20 protein-coding genes and 1 pseudogene are annotated in these 19,585 nt (G+C 68.4%); 11 read left to right on the forward strand and 10 right to left on the reverse strand.

Features of this window, described 5'->3' with window-relative positions; all coding sequences use genetic code 11:
* Positions 1 to 42 precede the first annotated feature (42 nt).
* On the reverse strand, positions 43 to 546 hold the full coding sequence (locus ACZ4S3_RS37940) for a hypothetical protein (protein ID WP_467943093.1): 504 nt from the start codon (positions 544 to 546) through the stop codon (positions 43 to 45).
* Positions 547 to 590: 44 nt separating this feature from the next.
* Positions 591 to 1,688: a hypothetical protein gene (locus ACZ4S3_RS37945; protein WP_467943095.1), complete on the reverse strand. Its 1,098-nt coding sequence runs from the start codon at positions 1,686 to 1,688 to the stop codon at positions 591 to 593.
* Positions 1,689 to 2,168: 480 nt separating this feature from the next.
* Between ACZ4S3_RS37945 and ACZ4S3_RS37950 the strand changes: the two genes are divergently transcribed.
* Both ACZ4S3_RS37950 and ACZ4S3_RS37955 read left to right on the forward strand, forming a co-directional pair.
* Complete coding sequence (locus tag ACZ4S3_RS37950; RefSeq protein ID WP_467943096.1) at positions 2,169 to 2,888, forward strand: hypothetical protein; 720 nt, start codon at positions 2,169 to 2,171, stop codon at positions 2,886 to 2,888.
* Between the two features lie 67 nt (positions 2,889 to 2,955).
* Positions 2,956 to 4,776, forward strand: a complete 1,821-nt coding sequence (locus tag ACZ4S3_RS37955; RefSeq protein ID WP_467943098.1) for an FG-GAP-like repeat-containing protein — start codon at positions 2,956 to 2,958, stop codon at positions 4,774 to 4,776.
* 273 nt (positions 4,777 to 5,049) lie between these two features.
* On the opposite strand, the pseudogene ACZ4S3_RS37960 reads toward ACZ4S3_RS37955, so the two are convergent.
* Positions 5,050 to 5,554 (reverse strand): annotated as a pseudogene (locus tag ACZ4S3_RS37960) (transcriptional regulator); the annotation flags it as partial.
* A gap of 823 nt (positions 5,555 to 6,377) precedes the next feature.
* Here ACZ4S3_RS37960 and ACZ4S3_RS37965 point away from each other — a divergent pair.
* Positions 6,378 to 6,956 (forward strand): hypothetical protein, encoded by a 579-nt coding sequence (locus ACZ4S3_RS37965; RefSeq protein WP_467943100.1) that lies wholly within the window; start codon positions 6,378 to 6,380, stop codon positions 6,954 to 6,956.
* Positions 6,957 to 7,785: 829 nt separating this feature from the next.
* Here ACZ4S3_RS37965 and ACZ4S3_RS37970 read toward each other — a convergent pair.
* Entirely contained in the window at positions 7,786 to 8,613 is an 828-nt protein-coding gene (locus ACZ4S3_RS37970; RefSeq protein ID WP_467943129.1) for an SDR family oxidoreductase, read from the reverse strand.
* A 104-nt stretch (positions 8,614 to 8,717) separates the two neighbouring features.
* Entirely contained in the window at positions 8,718 to 8,948 is a 231-nt protein-coding gene (locus ACZ4S3_RS37975) for a hypothetical protein (RefSeq protein WP_467943102.1), read from the reverse strand.
* Between the two features lie 864 nt (positions 8,949 to 9,812).
* Here ACZ4S3_RS37975 and ACZ4S3_RS37980 point away from each other — a divergent pair.
* Both ACZ4S3_RS37980 and ACZ4S3_RS37985 read left to right on the forward strand, forming a co-directional pair.
* Entirely contained in the window at positions 9,813 to 9,992 is a 180-nt protein-coding gene (locus ACZ4S3_RS37980; RefSeq protein ID WP_467943103.1) for a hypothetical protein, read from the forward strand.
* 274 nt (positions 9,993 to 10,266) lie between these two features.
* The gene (locus tag ACZ4S3_RS37985; RefSeq protein WP_467943105.1) at positions 10,267 to 11,190 is read left to right on the forward strand and encodes a C1 family peptidase; all 924 of its coding nucleotides are present in this window, start codon (positions 10,267 to 10,269) and stop codon (positions 11,188 to 11,190) included.
* A gap of 588 nt (positions 11,191 to 11,778) precedes the next feature.
* Here the strand turns inward: ACZ4S3_RS37985 and ACZ4S3_RS37990 are convergent.
* The 3 genes from ACZ4S3_RS37990 to ACZ4S3_RS38000 all read right to left on the reverse strand — a co-directional run bounded on the left by ACZ4S3_RS37990 (position 11,779) and on the right by ACZ4S3_RS38000 (position 13,255).
* Positions 11,779 to 12,024: a hypothetical protein gene (locus ACZ4S3_RS37990; protein WP_467943106.1), complete on the reverse strand. Its 246-nt coding sequence runs from the start codon at positions 12,022 to 12,024 to the stop codon at positions 11,779 to 11,781.
* A gap of 500 nt (positions 12,025 to 12,524) precedes the next feature.
* A complete protein-coding gene (locus tag ACZ4S3_RS37995; RefSeq protein ID WP_467943107.1) occupies positions 12,525 to 12,980 on the reverse strand; it encodes a type II toxin-antitoxin system VapC family toxin in 456 nt (151 codons plus the stop codon).
* Positions 12,977 to 13,255, reverse strand: a complete 279-nt coding sequence (locus tag ACZ4S3_RS38000; RefSeq protein ID WP_467943109.1) for a hypothetical protein — start codon at positions 13,253 to 13,255, stop codon at positions 12,977 to 12,979. Before ACZ4S3_RS38000 ends, ACZ4S3_RS37995 begins: the two co-directional genes overlap by 4 nt.
* 480 nt (positions 13,256 to 13,735) lie before the next feature.
* Between ACZ4S3_RS38000 and ACZ4S3_RS38005 the strand changes: the two genes are divergently transcribed.
* Positions 13,736 to 13,879, forward strand: coding sequence for a hypothetical protein (locus ACZ4S3_RS38005; RefSeq protein WP_467943111.1), 144 nt, complete (start codon positions 13,736 to 13,738; stop codon positions 13,877 to 13,879).
* Positions 13,880 to 13,989: 110 nt separating this feature from the next.
* Here ACZ4S3_RS38005 and ACZ4S3_RS38010 read toward each other — a convergent pair whose 3' ends face one another.
* Entirely contained in the window at positions 13,990 to 14,949 is a 960-nt protein-coding gene (locus ACZ4S3_RS38010; RefSeq protein WP_467943112.1) for an alpha/beta hydrolase family protein, read from the reverse strand.
* Between the two features lie 165 nt (positions 14,950 to 15,114).
* Between ACZ4S3_RS38010 and ACZ4S3_RS38015 the strand changes: the two genes are divergently transcribed.
* The 4 genes from ACZ4S3_RS38015 to ACZ4S3_RS38030 all read left to right on the forward strand — a co-directional run bounded on the left by ACZ4S3_RS38015 (position 15,115) and on the right by ACZ4S3_RS38030 (position 17,341).
* A complete protein-coding gene (locus ACZ4S3_RS38015; protein WP_467943113.1) occupies positions 15,115 to 15,711 on the forward strand; it encodes a TetR/AcrR family transcriptional regulator in 597 nt (198 codons plus the stop codon).
* A 169-nt stretch (positions 15,712 to 15,880) separates the two neighbouring features.
* On the forward strand, positions 15,881 to 16,105 hold the full coding sequence (locus tag ACZ4S3_RS38020; RefSeq protein WP_467943114.1) for a hypothetical protein: 225 nt from the start codon (positions 15,881 to 15,883) through the stop codon (positions 16,103 to 16,105).
* Between the two features lie 752 nt (positions 16,106 to 16,857).
* The gene (locus ACZ4S3_RS38025; RefSeq protein ID WP_467943116.1) at positions 16,858 to 17,142 is read left to right on the forward strand and encodes a hypothetical protein; all 285 of its coding nucleotides are present in this window, start codon (positions 16,858 to 16,860) and stop codon (positions 17,140 to 17,142) included.
* Positions 17,126 to 17,341 (forward strand): hypothetical protein, encoded by a 216-nt coding sequence (locus ACZ4S3_RS38030; protein WP_467943117.1) that lies wholly within the window; start codon positions 17,126 to 17,128, stop codon positions 17,339 to 17,341. The genes ACZ4S3_RS38025 and ACZ4S3_RS38030 overlap by 17 nt, the downstream gene beginning before the upstream one ends.
* A 303-nt stretch (positions 17,342 to 17,644) precedes the next feature.
* Here ACZ4S3_RS38030 and ACZ4S3_RS38035 read toward each other — a convergent pair whose 3' ends face one another.
* The gene (locus tag ACZ4S3_RS38035) at positions 17,645 to 18,718 is read right to left on the reverse strand and encodes a serine hydrolase domain-containing protein (protein WP_467943119.1); all 1,074 of its coding nucleotides are present in this window, start codon (positions 18,716 to 18,718) and stop codon (positions 17,645 to 17,647) included.
* A gap of 274 nt (positions 18,719 to 18,992) precedes the next feature.
* Between ACZ4S3_RS38035 and ACZ4S3_RS38040 the strand changes: the two genes are divergently transcribed.
* The coding region (locus ACZ4S3_RS38040; protein WP_467943120.1) for a GbsR/MarR family transcriptional regulator at positions 18,993 to 19,585 on the forward strand (593 nt) is incomplete at its 3' end.

Consider the following 19,585-nt stretch of genomic DNA (forward strand, 5'->3'; position numbering starts at 1 on the left):
GGTCAGGGGCGGGGACGCCCCTGACCACTTGGAACTGGGACCCTACTCGGACGCGGAACGGTCCGGCTTCTCGGCGGTCGCCTTGGGTGCCTTGGGGGGCTCCGGGGCCTTGGGGGCTTCCGCTTTGGGGGCCTTGAAATCGCTTTTCTTCGGCTCCTCCAGGTCCTCGTCCTTTTGGAGGCCGCTGTGCTCGGTCACCGTCGTACTCGACTCCTGCATGCCGGCCGCCGCCGCCGTGGATACCGAGCTTGGATTCTGGGCGTACTCCGCCTGCGCGCCGGCGGATGCCTGAGTGGTCTGGATGAAGGACCCGAGGAAGCCCAGGACGGCCCGCGCTTCGGGTGACTGCTCCTGCACGATCTTCGCGCGGTGGGAAGCACCGTGGATCGCGCTGGTGAACAGGCTCGTGCTCGTGTCGTCGTATGTGTCGTCGTCGGCGTCCTCGAAGTCGACGCCCGCCCCCGGCTGCGGCTTGGCGCTGTCGGTGGTCACCGAGAAGAGCCCCGCGCCCTTGCCCGCGAAGCCGAAGATGTTGTTGAACACCATGGTCGTCACCTCTGCTCGTGGTCGTGGCGGTGCCGCCCGCCCGGTCAAGGCTGCTTGTACAGCCCTCGTTGACTGTCGGTCAGGCTCTCGCCGTCGAACATCGTGTGGTGGACCTCCAGGGCGGAGACGACCTCGGCCAGCCCCTTCATGCGGAAGCCGCCGCCTGCCAGGTCGATGTCGCTGATGTCGCGGGCGACGAGCTGGTCGAGGCCGGGGTAGTCCCCGGGCTGCGGGGGAGACAGCACCGCCACTGGCACGTCGTACTTCACCGCGAGCAACCCGGAGAAGGTCACAGGGATCTCGTAGGAGTACTGCTTGAGGGCGCGGCGCTGCGTGACGATGGTCTCCACGCGGGAGTTGGGCGGGACCTTGCCGGAGATCTGCGATTTCGAGGCCCAGCTGGTGGTCAGGGAGCCGCCGACGGAGGCTGTGATGCCCTGCGTCAGAGAGGCGTTGAGCGCCGCGGTGCCGGTGGCGCTGCCCTGGGTCGTGAACGCCACCGAGCCTGTCAAGGAGGCCGACGCGGAGTTCGTCGCCGCGTTCCTCACCGCCGTATCGACGGTGTTCGCGTTGTCCACCCCCACGCTGTCCTTGCTGTTCTTGTTGGTCACCGTGTTCGCGTTCTTGTTCGCCATCTCGTTTTGGAGCTGCGTCTGGAGCTGCGTCTGGAGGTTCAGACCGAGCTGGTTCTGCAACTGCAACGCGAGCTGCGCGCTGACGCTGCCGCCGAAGGTGAGCTTGGAATCTCCCTGGAGCGACCACGTGACCCCGTTCGACACGGTGAAGTCGACCGAGTCGGTGAAGGTCATCTCGGACACCTGGCTGCGGTTGACGTAGGCGCGCGAGGAGAACGTGTCGGGCGGGGGCTGGCTGATGTTGCGCCGCTCCTCGATCAGCGGTTCCCCGAGGTTCATGTAGGCGAGCCAGCCCAGCTGGTACGCGGAGCCGGGGAAAGCGCCGAAGCTCGACTTGTTCACGGAGAACCCGACGGGCTTGTGCCGCACACCGTAGTCGTCGACGTAGACCAGGTTGGGGTGGTCCAGGATGGACTGCCAGGTCTGCTCGATATTGAGTTCCCGCAGATTCTTCTTCGTCAGCGGCTGGCGCTTGGCCCGTTCCAGGTTGTACGCGTTGGAAGGCATTCCCCGTCCTCGACTGATCTGGCCGAACCGCACTCGGCGAAATGAAAACAGACATCTGCGCGCGTTCCGAAAATCGAAGTTATCACGGGCCCCATTCCGGCACCCGCCTCAGCGGCGGGCTCAACGTCGACGACAGTGGAAATTCAGCCACTGCCACTCCACCCCCAGCAGCCTCGAATCACCCCAATTACATCCCTACAAGATCTGCGCCCATAAAGGTTTGGCGACTGCTCTCAACTTGCGTGAGGCAGCGGCAGCTTGCGGCGCTGTCGAACAATCGGTCGATGACTTTCCGATAGTTCTGCCTGCGAGCGCTGTGGCCTCGGATGTTGCCGAAAGCGAGGGTGTTCGTTTCGGCCATCCATTTGTTTTAGGTCGTTTCGATTTAGAGTGTGGGCTTTCGGTAATGCTGCGTGATAGACCACTGCATTGAGAGTCCGACGCGTTGTTCTCCACATTCGAACAGGTGAGGTTTTCGCGATGTACACCCAAGAACGCACGGCGATGGCGAATTTGGTGGTCGGCGGCCCGGTGGCGGTGAACAGTTATGACAACGCGATCGTGGCAGCGCTGGTCGAGAATCGGCCGGTCATGCTCGTTCACGCCTTCAACGGCGGCTACCTGCGGCCGGCCGAGCTGAAGGAGGAGAGCCACGACAAGGGTGTCCAGCTGGCCACTGCGCTCGATCCGGCCACCAAGGAGGCGCAGGGCCATCTCTGGTACATCACTCCCGGCGGCTTCTTCGGGCAGCGACCGCTGTACTTCATCGAGAGCGCCGCGGGCCAGGTGTCGCCCAAACCCGCCGGTGCAGGCGACGCCGACGCCGGGCGCGGGGACGACGGTGCGCCGAAGCCGCAGCGCAGGCGCATCACCGTCCACCAGGAGGCCCCCAAGAGCACGGCCGACACCGTCCAGGTCGGCCTCCCCGACAAGGTCGGCGACAAGTGGCGCGGGAAGAACGGCGCGACTGAGGACACCCAGCTCTGGGTCGTCACGGTGACGCCGTGGGGCGGGATCACCTTCGTGCCGATCACCCACCCCGACGCCATCCTCGGGTTCAAGGACCACGCGGTGACGGCCAACAGCGAGGTGCGTCTCACCTACAACTGGGGCGGGGACTTCACCGGGACGGTCATCAACACGTTCTACCCGCGGCTGCCCAATGAGTGGAACGTCCCGTACCACCACGTCTTCACGTGATCCGCGGCCACTACCTCGCCACACCCGTCCCGAGCCAACGCCCCAACCGCCTGGAAGAGGCACCACGATGCCCGTGCCCACGGAAGAACTGAAGCTGGAGATCGTCAACGCCGCCACGGGGAAGACCCTCGGTGCCAAGGCCGCGCCGGGCGCGGACGGGGCGCTCGTGGTCCGCAACTTCCCCGATGGCGGCCCGAGCCCGGAGCAGTGGCAGCTCACCCCCGTGCCGGCCGCGCAGGCATATGTGATCCGCAATGCGGTCAGCGGCAAGGTGCTCGACAACCCCGCCGCCGCGGACCGCGGAGTCCGCCAGTGGGACGCCGCCGCCGGCAAGAAGGGCCAGCAGTGGCACGTCGTCCCCGTTGAGGGCGAAGCGGGCCTCTACTTCATCGAGGGCCCGACCGATGGCGCCGTTCTCGACCTCGCCGACCCCGGCCCCGACGACACCCGAATCGTCCTGCGCGAGCACGACGACAGCGCGGCAAGCCAGCGGTGGCGGTTCGTCCCGGCCGAGCCCGAGCGCACCAGCGACCCCGTGCTGCGCTGGGCACCCCTGAGCCACTGGAACAGCCGCCAGTCCTGGCGGCTCGCACGCTCGACCGCGCTGCGGCCGACACCCGACGCGACGCCCTCCTTCAGCGACATGCTGCTGGTCCTCGAGCGGTTCGGGAGCGACCAGGACGCCGGCGGGTGGAAAACCGACGGGCCCAACCGCTCTCCCAGCGGGCAACCGGGTTGGTGGGCCGGGGCCGGTGCGCGGTTCCTCGCCGACACCACGGAAACAGGGCGGGCGGACATCGTAGGGCTCAAACCCGCGAAGGGCGCTGTGACGTCGTCCAGCCGAGGCGACGGCACGTTCGACGACGAGCGTGCCCTGCGCCAAGGCGTGCCCTCCCCGAGTCCCGCGGACCTGTGGACCCTCGTGGACGCGACGGGCGACGGCAGGCCCGACGTCGTCGTGCTTGCCGCCGACGGTGTCCGGGTGTCCTCTCAAGACGAGGGCGGGACGTTCGCGCCGGCGGGCGGCGAGCTGGTCCTCAAGGCGTTCGGACACGGCAATCAGGCCGGCGGGTGGCTTGCCGACAAGCATCCCCGCTTCCTCGCCGACACCACCGGTGACGGCCGGCTCGACATCGTCGGCTGCCATGACGACGGTGTCTGGGTGTCACTCCAGGACGCGGAAGGAAAGTTCGCACCGATCGCCGATGAACCGGTTCTCCGGGCGTTCGGCCACAACGAGGGGGCGGGTGGTTGGCTTGCCGACAAGCATCCCCGCTTCCTCGTCGACACCACTGGTGACGGCCGGCTCGACGTCGTCGGCTGCCATGACGACGGTGTCTGGGTGTCACTCCAGGACGAGGACGGGACGTTCGCCGACCCTTTGTACGTCCTCGACGACTTCGGGGTCGACCAGGAGTGGAGCTCGGTCGAGGAGCACCCCCGGTTCCTGGTCAGGACCGTCAGTGGCGGAGCAGTGGACATCGTCGGGTTCGGCCCGCAGGGCGTCGTCGTCTCACGCGGGCGCGGCGACGGCACGTTCGAGCCCTCGAAGCTCGTCCTGAACGACTTCGGGCACGCACAGGGGTGGACGAGCGGGAAGCACCTCCGGTTCCTCGCCGACGTCACCGGCGACGGCAACCCGGACATCGTCGGCTTCGGCGACGAGGGGGTCTGGGTGTCGCACAGCCGCGGCGACGGCCAGTTCGATCAGGCCCAACTGGTGTGCCGCGGCTTCGGGTACAACGAGGACGCAGGTGGCTGGCGGGTCGACCGCCACCCCCGTTTCCTCGCCGACATCACCGGTGACGGGCGCGTCGACATCGTCGGCTTCGGCGGCCCGGGGGTGTACGTGGCCCGAAACCTCTACCGCCGCTTCAGGACCCGATAACCCCCGGAGAACCTCCACAGCTGCATCACGGCGACTCGCCATCGGCGTGACGGAACCTGTCACCCCAACCCTACGTGCGGCCTGGCACGCCTTCGCCTGCGAGGCCGCACGTCGAGCAACCGTAGTAACGGGCTACTGCGCCGACAGTGAGAACGGCGACCGCGTCGACGACCCGTCCGAGGACGCAACGGGGAGATCGCGGCGTCCGTGCGCGGCCAGGACGCGGCGGACCAGGCGGGTCTCGACGCCGCGCTGGTCGCCCTCGACGGGGTGCACGTTGGTAGGGCCGAAGGACAGCCAGTGCACATCGCTAGCGTCGCCTGTGGTCGGCGCAGGTGCTGGCCTGCTCCAGATGCGTGCCGACGGCGTGCTGGTCCCAGGCCCGCGCTGCGATGACCGAGACCCCGAGGCGCAATTGGCCCGTGCCGGCGATCGATTCGCGAGTGCCCTGCCCGCCCAGCAGGCCATGCCCCGCACCGATGAGGCGCTGCCCGATCGTGTATTCGCCCTCGCGGAAGTAGACCAGGGCCCGCATGTGCTGGCGGACCGCCGCCAGGCGGGGGTCGGAGGCGCGGTCAGCCGCCCACGCCATGCGGTCCAGGGCAACGCTCGACAGATCGTAGTAGCCGAGTTCGACGGCGATGTCGTGCGCTGTGCGGTACGTGGAGGCCAGGGCCTGCCACAGGTCGGTCGTGGGCGTCGTCCAGGCCGCCGAAGTCAGTTCCCTGATCAGTCCGGGGAGTTCTGAGGCCGCCCGCCGGAGTCGGGTGGCGCGCACGGTCGCAGGTCAATTCGGGTATCCAGCGGGGTAACCGGTGGGGCATCCGCACCTCCGGCACGGGTATCTGCCTGCGGGGACCTACCGGAGGGCGGCTGATGGCTTCTCCAGCTGCCGGTGTGTGGCCGCCAACGGGACCGGCCACAACCCAGGCGAGCGGCCTCAATGTCATCAGCCACCGGTGGAGCACCACCGCCTCTGTTACGTGTCGCCCGGCGCTGCCACTCCCGGTACGGCTCTGCGTTAGGCGATCGGTCGCGCCGGGGGCAAGCCGTGACTGCACAGTTGGAGCGGGAAGCTTTCCGTGGCTCTGTGCGGCCGCGGCTCCTGGCCGGCCCGCCGAGTTGGCCGGTGCGGCTCGGAGAAGCCCTGGACCGGTACCACCGTAGGTACCACGGTGCGTTCCACCGTGCGTACCAGGGCCTTTCGAAACACAGGTGCATCCCTGCAGGTCAGGGCATGGGGGTATGCGGTCCGCGCCGCTGACACCTCTTCCTCAGGAGGAGGATGAGGCCTTTCCTCTCCGTTCGGGCTGCGCCGGGCGGTGCGTGGTCCGATAGGCGGCGCGTCAGCTCCGGCGCGGCACGGCCTGGTTTCTGGCGTCGTAGGCCGACTCGGCCGGGCGAGCCGGCCGGACCGGCTCTGGCGGCTGTGGAATGGGCGTAGGGGAGTATGCGGGAACGTGGTTGTCGGCGGAGGACCGAGGACATGTGTGCGGAGCCCGGGCGCTCCGGTAGGGGAGTGGGCTGTGTCGGAGCGGGGAGCTACTTGTCAGGACGAAGGCGGGTCGGGTGGAGCCGACGATGTCGCGGAGTACGTCGCCGTGTGCCCGCTCACCCCCCAGCTAGCCGCGCAAATCGTGCATCTCGCGGGCCTTCGCTGGGACGGGGACGGATGGTGGGAGGCCACCGATGAGGCGATGCGTGCGCTGGGATGGCGGGACGACGCCGAGACGGAGCTGGCGTTCATGGCCCGTTTCGTCACCGAGCAAGGGCAGCACATCTACGAAGGGGACGCCCGGTTCTTGATGCCGTTCTGCGAGAAGTACCACGTGGGCGAAGACCTGGCGTTCACGGAGGATGAGTGGGGCAACCTGCCGGGCTGGATCAGCTTCCGGGGTGCCGGCCGGGAAGATTTCACCGCTCACCTCGGTGCGGCTATCGACCAGTTCACCCAGCTGCTCGGGCCTCCCGAGCTGGACGTTGTGGTGAAAACGCCGGACGTGCCTGGCGGGCGGCGCTACGCGGGCTGGCGCTATGCGGGCAATGCTCTTGTCGTCGGGCAGGGGCCGGAGCCCCTCTCGTTCTACGGGCATGAGGAAGCGCGGGTGTGTATCGGCCCGCTGGGCGTGGATGAACGGTTCCCGCCCGCGGCCGAGCTGGGCGCCTTCCTGCAGTTCTGACATAGCGCGCCGCGGCGTCGGCCCTCGGCGGCGGCCGTCATGCGACGTTTGCCGGCGGCAAGGCGGGGCGTGAGCCATGCTGCTGGTCCTTTCACGTTCATGGGCGTCCTGGCCGGTGACCGGTGGCCGATGAAGAGCACACGGGCGGTGGCCGAGGCGTATCGCATCGGTCATGGCCGGTCCACTGAATGACCGATGGCCGATATACCGCTATACCGGCGTCGGCCAAGCGTCATGGCCGACGGTGTCCGGTCAGCCATGGCGGTGCGATGGCAACGCACGACGGGGCGGCCGATGCGCTGCGGCGCTGTGCTGGCCGTGTTCGGCGCGCCGCGAATAGGCCCTGCTCACCGGCGGGTATCCGGGGCGGGATAAGCATTCGGGTATCCGCTGTGCGGCGCTGTGACCGGGGCATCCGGGACGCAAGCGAGCCGGGTATCCGCGTTGAGGAGGCAGGCTCGCCGGAGCGGCGTGAGCGGTCATCCTGGCCGATGCACAGCGGTCCGGCCGATGGATGCTCCCGGATCCAGGCAGGCACATCGGCCATGGCGCGGGGCCGCTGGAAAACTTTCCCCATGGCTGACCCGTCGACCCCGGCATCCGTCGGCATCGACCGGCACGGCCACATCACCGGCGGCATGGTCCCGACAGCGACTCCAGAGGCCGGCCGCCGACGCGTGCGAGGGAGGCGGCGCCGCCTACCGGCTGCAGGAACTGCGCGTGGCTTCGTTCACGAGAATGGGATCTGGCTCAAGTTTTGTGGTGGTCGGTCGGCGCTCAGCGGATCAAGCGCCTGATCTGTAAAAGCAAGCCGCCGGGTTCCGGGCGTTCAAGCCGCCGGGGTGAGGAACTGGCGGCCGCCGCGCAGTGTGGTGCGCAGTTTGCGCTGGGTCGCGCGGCTGTCGAGGCGAACGTCGAGGGCCCCGGGAAACACGCTGTCTGCCCGCAGCCCCGTGGGCAGTCGGGACTCGTCGAGTCCGTCGCGTCTGGCGATGAGGATGCCGAGATCGTGACGGCTCAGGGCCTCGTTTCCACCGAGGTGGTGGATGCCGGTCGCATCTCCCGACGCGAGTTCCATGAGAGCTGCGGCCAAGTCGGCCACGTGCACCGGGCAACGGACGTCGTCTGTGAACAGGACGCCGACGCGGGTCCCGGCGGCAAGTTCGTGCACAGCACGTTCGTGTACGGACTGCCCGTCGCCAATGATCAGCGAGGTGCGGGCGACCACAGCGTCCGGATGTACGAGAAGAACCCCTGTCTCCGCCGCGGCCTTCGCCGCCCCATACGGGGTGACGGGGTCGGGCAGGCAAGACTCCTCGTAGTGGACGCGGGCGCCGGAGAACACAGCGTCACTGGAGACATGGATCAGACGGCTGCCGGACTTCGCCGCCGCCATCGCCAGACGGACAGGCCCTTCGGCCGTGACCGCCCAGTCCGCCCCGCCACTTGATGCGTTGACTACGACACGAGGGCTGACCTTGGCTACGACCGCTTCGACACGTTCGGGATCCCGCAGGTCGAGGGCGTGCCACGCGACCTCCTGAGTGCTCCCGGGCCTTGTCGCGTAGGTCGCGGCCGTCGATTGCCCGGCCACTGCCGCTTGCCGGACCAGCTCGGCACCCAAGAACCCGGAACCACCAACGATCAAAACTGTCACGACGCGACACTCTAGACCGGCCGTGCCGACCAGTAGCACCACAGAAGTTGAGCCAGTGCCCGTTCTCGTGAACAGAGCCAGGAAGATAGGTCTGGGCGGCGCGGTCAGAACTGCAGCCGGTCTCGTACATGGGGCGAGGACACGGCGCAGGCCCTCAAGGAAGCCGGGCCCCAGCGGCGGGCGGAGTGGTCGTCGATCCACACGGAGTCGGGGGCGGCCTTGGGCGGGCTGTTGTCCTTCCGTAGGTGTCGCCATCGCACTGCGACCGGGTCGTCGGGGTCCTCCAGGCCGTGTCCGAGGGCACGCAGCCGGTCCTCCCAGCGCGGCTGGAGCACGCTGTCCGGTCTCCCCGGGGCCGCGCTCGATGAGGGCGCGGACCTGGGAGCGGTGCACGTGCGCAGGATGGCATCCCCATGGTCACGTCGGAGCAGCGTCAACTTCCCCATGGTGAACTCCTTGACGTTCCGGCTGGGGAATTACGTGGCGTTCCACAGCACAGAACGAAGGCGAACGGTAGCCGTGCGTGTCCAGGCCGGCAACGAGGGCGTGGACGTCGCCGTGCCCAGCAGCCAGTGCATCCCGGCGCGTACGCGCTCGATGTAAGTCAAGTGTCCAAAGCGGAGCTTGGCGGCGAGCGCCGCGTCGGCGCCCTTCATGTGTATGCCCAACCTCATGAGAGAGAAAAGGGGAGGAAAAAGAAGGAGGCGCAGCCGGCGCCCGCCGCGCTCCCCACCGGGCCGGTCCCGCCCCTCGATCCCGCCCCCTCCCGACGGCGGCGTCCACCCCACCCAACTGGCCCCCCGCAAGCGCATCTCCGCTGCTCACAGACGTGAACCCACGGCCGGCACCACCCCACACACCGCTGGCGCCACCCTGCCGACAAGAGTGAACAATCCCCACCCTCATCACCTCACACCAACACACTTGAAACCTTTGGAACATTCACGCCGTCAGCGCCCCAACTGACGCGCTGCCCACGGACTTTCGGCCATTGACGCCCGATGCGGGAGCCGCATAACTTCCTGCCCCAGTCGGCCCGCCGAACTGGAGTTCCATCGGAGTCACCGATGGACTCTCCAAGATCGGCAGTCCGGCGCTTCAGGCTCCTTACCCCCCACACCCATGGGAGCCGCCCGACACCACGACCGCCCCTGCGGCCGGCTGGCACGGGCTGCTGCCCTACGCAAGGAGACTCAGTTGTGGAGCTCGCCCGGATCCCGACCGCGCTGCCCCGGTGCGCCCGCCGCCGCACCCCGGCCCCTGGCCACGGGCACACCTGGTGCTATCCCGGAGTCCTGTTGCCCCGCGCGATAGCCGCTCGCCCCGCGGCCCACCGCTCCGCGGCCGTGCTGTGCGCCGCCGGCCGGTTCACCTACTGAACTCCCTTGCCTGACAAGGCCGTTGCAGACGGCTCCGTGACACAGGTCAGCAGACCCGGCGGGTCCGCCTCAGCCACCGCGGCGCGACACACGTCGCAACGGTTCCGTACGAGCACCGGCCTCGGCGACTTCGTACTCCCGCACCCGGCACCAGCGGATCCCAGGCGTACCCCGCCTCCCCGCCCATCCAAGCTCCGCCGGCCGGCCCCGGTCGGCGGCCCGTGACCCGCACCGGGTCGCAGAACGTCAGTCCGCCTCTGAGGAGACCCCCCACATGACCCCCTCGCACAAGAAGAAGACGCACACCAGATCCCGCGCCGCCATCGCCGTGGCCACCGCCGGTGCCATCGCCGCCGTGTCCGCCGGCATCGCCTCGGCCTCGGGCACGTTCGACACCCACGCCGACGCACACCACCACTTCGCGCTCGGCGCCAAGCTGCCGTCCGGCGGCAAGGCGAGCACCCTCTCCGCGCACACCTCAGTCACTTCCCGTCTCGCGGCCCTCTCGCCCCACAAGGGCGTCGCGCCCAAGGACGTGCCGGACAGCGTGGACCTGAGCCAGTACGCGATCGACCCGGGCAACCAGGGCCAGGTGGGCTCCTGCGTGTCCTGGGCCATCGACTACTCCGGCTACAGCATCATGGAGAAGCAGCAGGGCATATCCGGCGGTCCGCAGGCGCCCATGTACACGTACGCCCAGATAGCCAAGGGCAACGACCAGGGCAGCACCCCGGACGACACGTTCAGCATCGCGGAGTCGCAGGGCGTCGACTCGAAGTCGGACTACACCCAGGGCGACTTCGACTTCACCACCCAGCCGACCGACGCCGAGCGCCAGAACGCCGCGCACTGGAAGCTGTCGGGGCACACCCAGCTGCACACCGGCAACCAGATCCAGGCCGACGTGAAGCAGGCCCTCGCCGACGGCGAGCCGGTCGCCATCTCCCTCCCGGTTCACCAGAGCTTCCAGGACATCACCCAGCAGACGGCGGCCGACTACTCGTACCAGCCCGGCGGCGCCGAGGACCCGGTCCTCGGCGGCCACGAGATCACCATCGTCGGCTACAACAACCAGGGCGTCCGCGTCGAGAACTCCTGGGGCGGCAACTGGGGCGACGGCGGCTACATCAACCTGTCGTGGGACTTCCTGTCCAGCCAGGTCGAGGAAGCCAACGCCATCGGCAAACTCGTCCAGTAGACCCAGCAGTTCCCGGCCGACGCCCGTGTGCACGTGACCGATTCCTCTCGACACGTCACGTACCGGCGCGCCGGTACGTGACGTAGTCACCTGCCCTTCCGCAGTCCGGGGCCCGCGCTGGTATGCGCGGGCCCCGGACCAGTGCTCTCCGAACAGCACCTCGGGCTCGTCGACGGCGTCCAGCTCCTGCTCGAAGACGGGGAGAGCAACCCGGCTGGGCGCCTGGCGACGCTGCCGCCGCTGGACCAGCTCTCCTGCGTGGCCGGCGCTGCGCTCCCGGACACGCTCCCCCTCGATTCGCCTGATTCGCCTGATTTGCTGACAGGCCGAGGGGCCGCACCTCTTCCTGACCTGCGACGCTACCCGCGCCCGACGGGGTTTTGAACCACTTCCACAAACTCTGGCAAAACAACTATTGTGGGCACATGGTTGGCAGCTCCTCCCCGCCGACCGGGACGCCAGCATCCGCGCCGAGACTCGACCCTCGCCAACTGGGCCGCCCTGACAGAGGCCACCCGCGCCCCCAGGAAGCGCACCACGGTCGACCCCGTTAGAGCTCCCCATACCAACAGGTGGGACTCATGCCGGTCAGGGCTGTGCGCAGTTCGGGGAATTGTCCTGACACCAGCCGCCGCGCGGATGGCTCATCTCGAAATAGCCCTGGACGAGGCCGGCGATCACAGCAAGCGAGAAGGCAAGGCAAACGATAATTCCTGCCCAAAACGCAGCTCTCTTGACCTTGTTGTGACCCGAGGCGGCGAAACTCCGACCGCGCAGGGAGCGGTCAGTCAACTCTCGTACGCTGCGCAGCTTGTCGGGGTCATCTTCGCGCATGCGGGGCGCAGGGTGTGGGGACGTCATACCCATCATGCTCTCCTGGATCATCCCCACGTACACAGGGAGCCAGCGGCACTGCACCTCTCCACCGGTGTGTAGTGGGTTCATCCCCATTCGCGGGGAAATAGCTGACCTGGGAGGCTGTGCGTGCCGCTGCCTGGGAGCCATCTCCGCGAGCGGAAGCCGACCAGCACGGCACGCACATGGGTGCGCAGCTCTTCCGGCCAGGCTGGGGCACCAGCGTCCCAACCCGACCTCGGCCCTCACCAACTGGACCGACGAGGCAGAAGCCATCCCCGCGGACGCGGGGAGCAGCGGGCAACAAGGCCGCGGGGGCGCAGCCCGTAGGGGCCATCCCCGCGTGCGCGGGGAGCAGAAGCACCGCTCTGCCTCCGGCTCGTTCTCCTCGGGACCATCCCCGCGTGCGCGGGGAGCAGCTCGTCAGTCTGTGCGGGACGTTCGTCTCGAAGCGCCATGCCTGAATGCGTGGGGACGGCCTATCGGGTGGAGCCGGGGATGACCTCGAGGCGCTTCTCGGTCCTGTGCCTGGGTGCGAGGACGTCAGCGTAGTGGTGGTCCATCGACAAGATCGATGGACGGCTGAGTCGCCATGCGAGAGCGGCGTTGATGCAGTCTGTAAGCCCCAGTTTGTGCCCCATGTATGTGCGCATGAGTGCCTCGGCTTCGCCCAGCAGCCGACCATCGACAGAGGCGATCTGGACTGTCCCGGTGCGAGCGAGTGCTCCGATGCGTGCCACGGCCTCGACCGCGATGTGTTCGCCGGCTCGACCCGTGAGGAGGTGGTCGAGCTCGTCGAGAACCAAGGGCGAGACGACCAGGACGCGAGGTGTGGCGAGTGCCTTGACTGCGGCCTTGTGGTGGTCGTCCTTCCGGTTGTAGGCAGCAAGCCATACGCAGGTGTCGACGACGGCGACGGGTGGCCCTGCGTTCACCGGTCGAGCTCCTGGTGGAGCAGCTCGTCAGTGCGTGCCGCAAGGTCCGAAGGACCGTCAAAGAGACCCCACTCATCGGGGGGAACATTCTCTCCGACCGTGGTGACCGGCAGTTGGAGCGCGCCAGCAGCCCATTCGATCGCGAGCGCCTCGGGGGTCCGCCCAAGGACCGCGGCGAGATCTCGCAAGAGGGCTGCCCGGCTGCCAGTGACAGTGACGCTGGCAGTGATCTCAGCGCGGGAATCGGGTGGGGTATCAGCTGGCTGGTCGCTCATGACGGTGCTCTCCTCGCTGTGTGTACTCCATGGTGCCCTTACCCGGCGAAGAATCAGGGCAGAACGGAAGATGCCGGTGGGGTGGTCGGGGTGGAACCATCCCCGCGCGCTGGGAGCAGACCGGCGCCCTCCAGGGACGACTCGAGAAATCCCCGCGTGTGCGAGGAGCAGGGGTCCTGATCGGTCAACGCCCGGCCGCCGTCGGGACCATCCCCGTGCGTGCGGGGAGCAGACTTCGTGACCTGCATCGTTGCACGCACACGACCTGGTTTTGAAGCACTTTCACCGACTCCAGCAAACCGCGCATACGGAACGTCGATCGTATCGAAGAGCAAGGAGCACACGGCCAGAACCTTGGCCGGCGCCGCCTCCTCGGGCACATCCCCGCACGCGCGGGGAGCAGTAGCCGGTGGACGCCGCATTGGCCACGGTGCGGGGGCCATCCCCGCGTGCGCGGGGAGCAGCTCGACATTGCCGCGTATGTTCTGGACTACGAGGGGCCATCCCTGCGCGCGCATTGCCACCCACCACCTCGAGGGCAACTTCCCCGGCGGCACCACCGATCTGCGCCACCAGTTCACACTCCGCGACGGTTTCATCGAACGCCTCGTCATCGAACCCTGAGTCCCCATCCACGCCATCCGTTCAGGGCTGCGGCATCTGCGCGACCCGGACGCGGCAAGTTGGACGATGACAGTGGGGGTCGCTCGTTGGCGGACGTGTCTGCGGCTGGGCTACTTGACGTCGACTCGTCCTACCGGGTCGGGGCCGGTTGTCAGCGCCTCGCACGTGGTCTGCCACGTGCGGGCGCCGGGGTAGAGCTGGGTACGGAGGTAGGCCGCGGTGAGTTGGGCGAGGGCGGCGACTCGCTCGGGGTTCTCGTCGGTGGTCTCGGCGGCGTCGTATCCGGCGATCCCGCCGAGTCCGTGCTCCGCGTCGAACATGGTGAGCAGGGCCTTGGGGCCGGGGGCGAGGGTGTAGGGGTCGGCGTGCCAGTCCGGCCCCGTGTCCGTGAAGTGCCGGGAGTCGTCCTTGTCGCCGGCGACGACCAGCGCAGGTGCGGTCATGGTGGAGAAGTCGACGGCCCCGATGATCGGCCACTGCTCGGCCATGGGCCCGTTGAAGACGTCGCCGCCCCTGCCGGGCGCGGCGAGCAGTACGCCCGCCTTAATCCGGGGTTCAACGAGGTGTACCACGTTCCCGGTGTCAGGGGCGGTGAGCCCGGCGCCGAGCAGGAGGGCGGCGGTGAAGCCACCGAGCGAGTGCCCGGCGAGGGCGACCTTGGTGGGGTCGATCCGCCCGGCGAGCTGCGGCACGGCGCTCTCAATCACGTCGATCCGGTCAATGATGTGGGTCATGTCCTCGGCGCGGGAGCGCCAGAAGTCGGGTGCGCCGGGGGCGTCGGCGACCAGGTGGCTCAGTGTCCTGGAGGTGAGGTGGGTGGGCTGGATGACGACGAATTCGTGTGCCGCCCAGAAGTTGGCGAGCGGCGCGTAGCCATTGAGCGAGGAGAGGTTGTTCGAGGGGCCGTGGCCGTGGGAGAGGAGGATGACGGGGAGGCTGGTTCCGGTCGCAGGGGCGGAGACGCGCACCTGGAGGTCCACGGGACGTCCGGGCACGGGCAGGACTACTGGGCTCAAGGACAGGACCGGGACAGGTGCGCCCAAGGCGTCGGCGGTGGTGGACGCGCTCACGATGTGGGTTCCCCTTTCTTGTGGCGTTCCGCCGCCCGCCGGTCTCCGGCGGGCGGACAAGGCGGTCAGGAGCGTTCCGTTTCGACTAAGCTGAAACGGAACACTGCTCCATTTACTATCTGGAGCAGTGCTCCGTTTTGTCAAGCAGTATCGAAGGAGAACGTGATGGCCACGGAGAGCCCTGGAGGGGAGTCGCCGTCCCGAAGCAAGCGGGCCGATGCCCAGCGCAACCGGCAGACGGTGCTCACCGCCGCCGCCGAGGTCTTCGTCACCTCCGGCGTCGATGCACCCATCCGCCAGATCGCGGCCCAGGCAGGCGTCGGGATGGCCACGATCTACCGCCACTTCCCGACCCGGGCGGATCTCGTCACCGCCGTCTACCGCCACCAGATCGAGGCATGCGCCGAGGCCGGCCCGAACCTGCTGGTCAGTGCCGGCTCCCCGCTCGACGCACTGCGTCAATGGATCGACCTCTTCGTCGACTTCCTGGTCACCAAGCACGGACTTGCCGACGCCCTGCAGTCCGACAGCGACCGCTTCACCACGCTGCACGCCTACTTCCTCGACCGCCTGCTGCCCGTCTGCGCCCAACTGCTCGGCGCCGCGGTCGAGGCCGGCGACATCAGGCCCGGCACGCAGCCCTACGAGCTGATGCGCGGCATCGGCAACCTCTGCATCGGACGCGACAACGACCCCCGCTACGACCCCCGACGCCTGATTTCCCTCCTCCTGCAGGGACTCGAGCGACCTCAGGCATCCTGATGCCGACAAACGACATCGCGCACCTCCACAGCTCCGGCATGGCCCAGGACTTCGACGTGTCCGGCTCGTCCGACGAGATGACGGTGCGCTCGTGAAGGGCAGGCACTCTGCAGCCGGACGGCCGCGGCCGGAGTCGCCGGGAACCACCCGTCCGGCGCTTCCGGACGGCGTGCAGAACGGGGATGGCGGGGGCGATCCTGGCACCCATGAGGGCGACGCGGGTCCCCGCAGCCTTCTGAAGAAGCTGGCCCTGTGGGCCGGACTCGCCCTTTGCATCGCCTTCACCGCCTGGGTGGCCTGGGGGTTCCTCCAGTTCGACCACGACCTTGACCATCCCCGCGAAGGCGGCTTTTCCGGCTGGCAGTGCGACGCCGGCCGCGACTGCGGTTCCTGACGACGCGCCGCTCCCGGCCCGGTCCTGGCCGTGCGCCCCCGGGCCAGCCCGCGGACGGGGACTCAACGCTCCGGCGGACGTACCGCCTCCGCACGGCTACCGCCACCTCCGGGTGCCGGGAGCAGCGCTGTGGGAGCAGGCCGACCAATTCGACAGCGGGACCATCCCGGCACGCGCGGGGAGCAGAAGGCCGCGAGCCACGGCCTGATGCCGGTGCTGGGACCATCCCCGCACGCGCGGGGAGCAGACTTCGCGACCTGCCTCGTTGCATGCTCACGACCTGGTTTTGAACGACTTTCACTGACTCCGGCAAACCGTGCATACAGAACACCGTCCACTTCAAGATGCCCGTAACCGCTGACAGTCGGCCCCCACCCCGCGGACGGTGGAGCGCGGGCCGGCCCAAATCTCTTCACCTGGACACCGCTGCTGGCCTCGGCAGACTGGATGGCCGCCGACGTACGCCGCCGCCTCGCCACCACCCTCGACCAGGTTGCCAAGGAACTCACCGACGCACCCGCGCGGCTGGCGGACTGGAGCGACTGGCAGGACCTGGCCCGCCTCGGTACGAACACCGTCGGCTGGCGAGCGCTCGCACTCGCCGAGCACGGCATCGAACTGGCCGCCCCGTACCTGGACAACGAGGTGATCGGGCCTGCCTCGCCGTCCCGGCCGACCGGCGCGGTGCACCCGGGCAGTACAAGCCACTGCTGGACGGGGCATTCACCGGCACCGGCATACTGCCGGAGTTCGTGCTCGCCCGGACGACGAAAGGCGGCTTCAACGCCCTCGCCTACGCGGGCCTGCGCGACCACGCCCCCATACTCCGGGACCTCCTCGGGCCCTCCTCCCGGCTCGCCGCGCTGGGACTGGTAACCGAACAGCCCGTCGCCACAGCCCTCGCACGGGCAGCCACCGGACAGCCCACCGCCCAAGGCGCCCTCCACCTGGTGGTCGCCGCCGAGGTCTGGCTGCGACAACTCGCAGCAACGCCTACCTGGTGGGACGAGGTGAAGCCCCATGTGGCAGTTGCGTGAGCGAGCCCATCCGGTCCTCACCGACGAGGGCGGCGCCATCGTCGCCGACCACCCCGACTCCCCATCCCTGTCCATCCTGCGCGACTGGCTCACCGCCTGGGAGGACGCTGGACGCCCGGCCCCCGAGACGTACACCCCCACTCTCGCAAGCCACGACGAGCCCGGCATGACCGGCTGGAACCTCCGCCTGGCCCGCTGAGGTCACCGCCCCGGCCCCGGCCGCTGTCCGCTGTCATCCAAGCGAGGCGTTTGACGGCGAACCCAGTCGTTCGGGCTTCCTTGCCGGCGAATCCAGGCGTGTGGGGTGAACGCGCTGGGGATGCTGGGTGGCCGAACTGGCTGGGGTGGAGCGTGCGGAGACGTGCTTCGAGCTCGCGTACATCGACGCCGTACGCGAGCGACGGTGGCGTCCGCTGCTGGACTGAACCGTCCCGGGTTGGCCGGCGGCCCGACCCGGACGGCTGGATGCCCTGCGGAGGGGCACTGGCCGGGGTCGGGTGCGTCAGCGGGTTTCGGCGGGGGGAAATTCCGCTTCCAGTACCTTGAAGAAGGCGGCGATCGGGTTGACCCAGTCGCCGTTCACGTTGCAGACGACCAGGCGCTTGCCGTCGCGGGTGCCCATCACGTATGTCCAGGAGCCGTTGAGTGCGCCGCCGCCGCCGAAGACGGTGACGCCGTTGGGCAGGGTCTGCTCGAAGGTGCCCATGCCGTACCTGGTGTTGGGGATCCAGCCAGCGTCTTCGGTCGAGACCGTGGCCCACATCTCGGCCTGCAGTGCGGGCGAGAAGAGTTCGCCGCCGAGCAGGGCGCTGAAGAAGCGGCCGAGGTCGCCGGTGGTGGAGACGATGCCGCCGGCGGCCCAGCCCAGCGACGGGTCCCATTCGGTCACGTCGTAGACCTTGGCGTCGGGGTCGCCGGTCGGCAGCTTCGTGTACAGCCGGGGGTGTGGCCCGCTGATGGTGGTCTCGGTGCCGGGAAGGTAGGTCCCCGTCAGGCCGAGCGGGTGGAGGATCAGCCGGGAGAGTTCCTCGGCGAAGCTGCAGCCGCCGGCCCGCTCGATGATCAGGCCGAGGAGCATGTAGTTGGCGTTGGAGTAGCGGAAGGCGGTGCCCGGCGCGAAGTAGGGCGGGTACTTCATGGCGATCTGTATCAGCTGTTCGGGGGTCCACTTGTCGAAGCGGTGGGTGAGGTACCCGGTGGTGACGTAGCGGTCCATCATGTCCGGGTCGTCGAAGGCGTAGTTGACGAGGCCGCTGGTCTGCTGCAGCAGGTGCCTGACGGTGATGGCGCTGCCGTCGTTGCCGTTTCCCCGGACCAGGCCGGGCAGCCACTGTTCCACGGTGTCGTCCAGACGCAGCCGGTGTTCGTCCACGAGCTTGAAGGCCACGGTGGCGGTGAACGCCTTGGTGAGGCTGCCGATGTAGAACTGCTCGCCCTGGGTGCGTGCGCGCCCGGTCTCGATGTCGGCCACCCCGGCCGTGCCGAACCAGCTTCGGTCGCCGTCGCGGACCTCGGCAACGATGCCGGGCAGGCCCTCGGTGACCACCTGCTCAAGAGCGTCCTGGATCTTGTTCATGACGTAGTTCCTTTCGGGTTCGCGAGGCGGTGTCGGCCGCGCCGCAATCGACGTTCGGTACATGGTGAAAGCTATGTTGCGTTCGATGTTCAATCAAGCGGCATAGCGGCGAAGTTCCGTGTTTGCGCAGGTAGATGGCGTGCAGTTGGTGCAATGGTCTTGATGCTGAATGCACCAGGGTTCATCGCTTGTTGCAATGAGATGGAGATGAACGCACACTGATCGACTACGGGACCGAGACAGACCGAGACAGACCGAGACGGGGAGAACACCGATGCCAGGAGGCAGACTCAGCCACCAGGAACGCCGGACCATTGCGGAGGGACTGGCCGAAGGGCTCGCCTACGGCGAGATCGCCAGGGGCCTGGACCGGCCGACCTCAACCGTCACCAGGGAGGTCAACCGCAACGGCGGACCCACCGGCTACCGGGCGGACCAGGCGCACCGGGCCACCGAGCGGCGCGCCCGCCGCCGCAAAACCGCCCCGACACAGGCGCCGCCGACCGGGACCGACGCCTACGGACGCGACCGGGAGGTGGTGCGCGACTTCGAGGAACAGTTCACTGCACTGCTCGTCCAGACGGGACTGCCGAAGATGGCAGCCAGAGTGCTGGGCTGCCTGTATGCCGCTGACACCGGAAGCCGCACCGCGGCAGAACTGGTGCAGCGCCTCGGGGTCAGCCCCGCATCGATCTCCCTGGCCGTGCACTACCTGGAAGAGCAGGAACTCATCCGGCGCGAACGCGACCCCGGCAAGCGCCACGAACGCTATGTCATCGACGACGACGTCTGGTTCCGGGCCATGCTCGCCAGCGCCAGCGCCAACGCGCTGCTCGCCGAGGCCGCCCAGCAGGGCGCCCGGACACT

Source organism: Streptomyces sp. NPDC028368, from assembly GCF_055565615.1.

Bases quoted from the DNA above. Each gene is read 5' to 3' on its own strand.
- ACZ4S3_RS37940 (WP_467943093.1), bottom strand. From the start codon at position 546: ATGGTGTTCAACAACATCTTCGGCTTCGCGGGCAAGGGCGCGGGGCTC.
- ACZ4S3_RS37950 (WP_467943096.1), top strand. From the start codon at position 2,169: ATGTACACCCAAGAACGCACGGCGATGGCGAATTTGGTGGTCGGCGGC.
- ACZ4S3_RS38005 (WP_467943111.1), top strand. From the start codon at position 13,736: ATGTTCTGGACTACGAGGGGCCATCCCTGCGCGCGCATTGCCACCCAC.
- ACZ4S3_RS38030 (WP_467943117.1), top strand. From the start codon at position 17,126: ATGTGGCAGTTGCGTGAGCGAGCCCATCCGGTCCTCACCGACGAGGGC.
- ACZ4S3_RS38035 (WP_467943119.1), bottom strand. From the start codon at position 18,718: ATGAACAAGATCCAGGACGCTCTTGAGCAGGTGGTCACCGAGGGCCTG.
- ACZ4S3_RS38015 (WP_467943113.1), top strand. From the start codon at position 15,115: ATGGCCACGGAGAGCCCTGGAGGGGAGTCGCCGTCCCGAAGCAAGCGG.
- ACZ4S3_RS38000 (WP_467943109.1), bottom strand. From the start codon at position 13,255: ATGAGCGACCAGCCAGCTGATACCCCACCCGATTCCCGCGCTGAGATC.
- ACZ4S3_RS37955 (WP_467943098.1), top strand. From the start codon at position 2,956: ATGCCCGTGCCCACGGAAGAACTGAAGCTGGAGATCGTCAACGCCGCC.
- ACZ4S3_RS37990 (WP_467943106.1), bottom strand. From the start codon at position 12,024: ATGCGCGAAGATGACCCCGACAAGCTGCGCAGCGTACGAGAGTTGACT.
- ACZ4S3_RS37945 (WP_467943095.1), bottom strand. From the start codon at position 1,688: ATGCCTTCCAACGCGTACAACCTGGAACGGGCCAAGCGCCAGCCGCTG.
- ACZ4S3_RS37985 (WP_467943105.1), top strand. From the start codon at position 10,267: ATGACCCCCTCGCACAAGAAGAAGACGCACACCAGATCCCGCGCCGCC.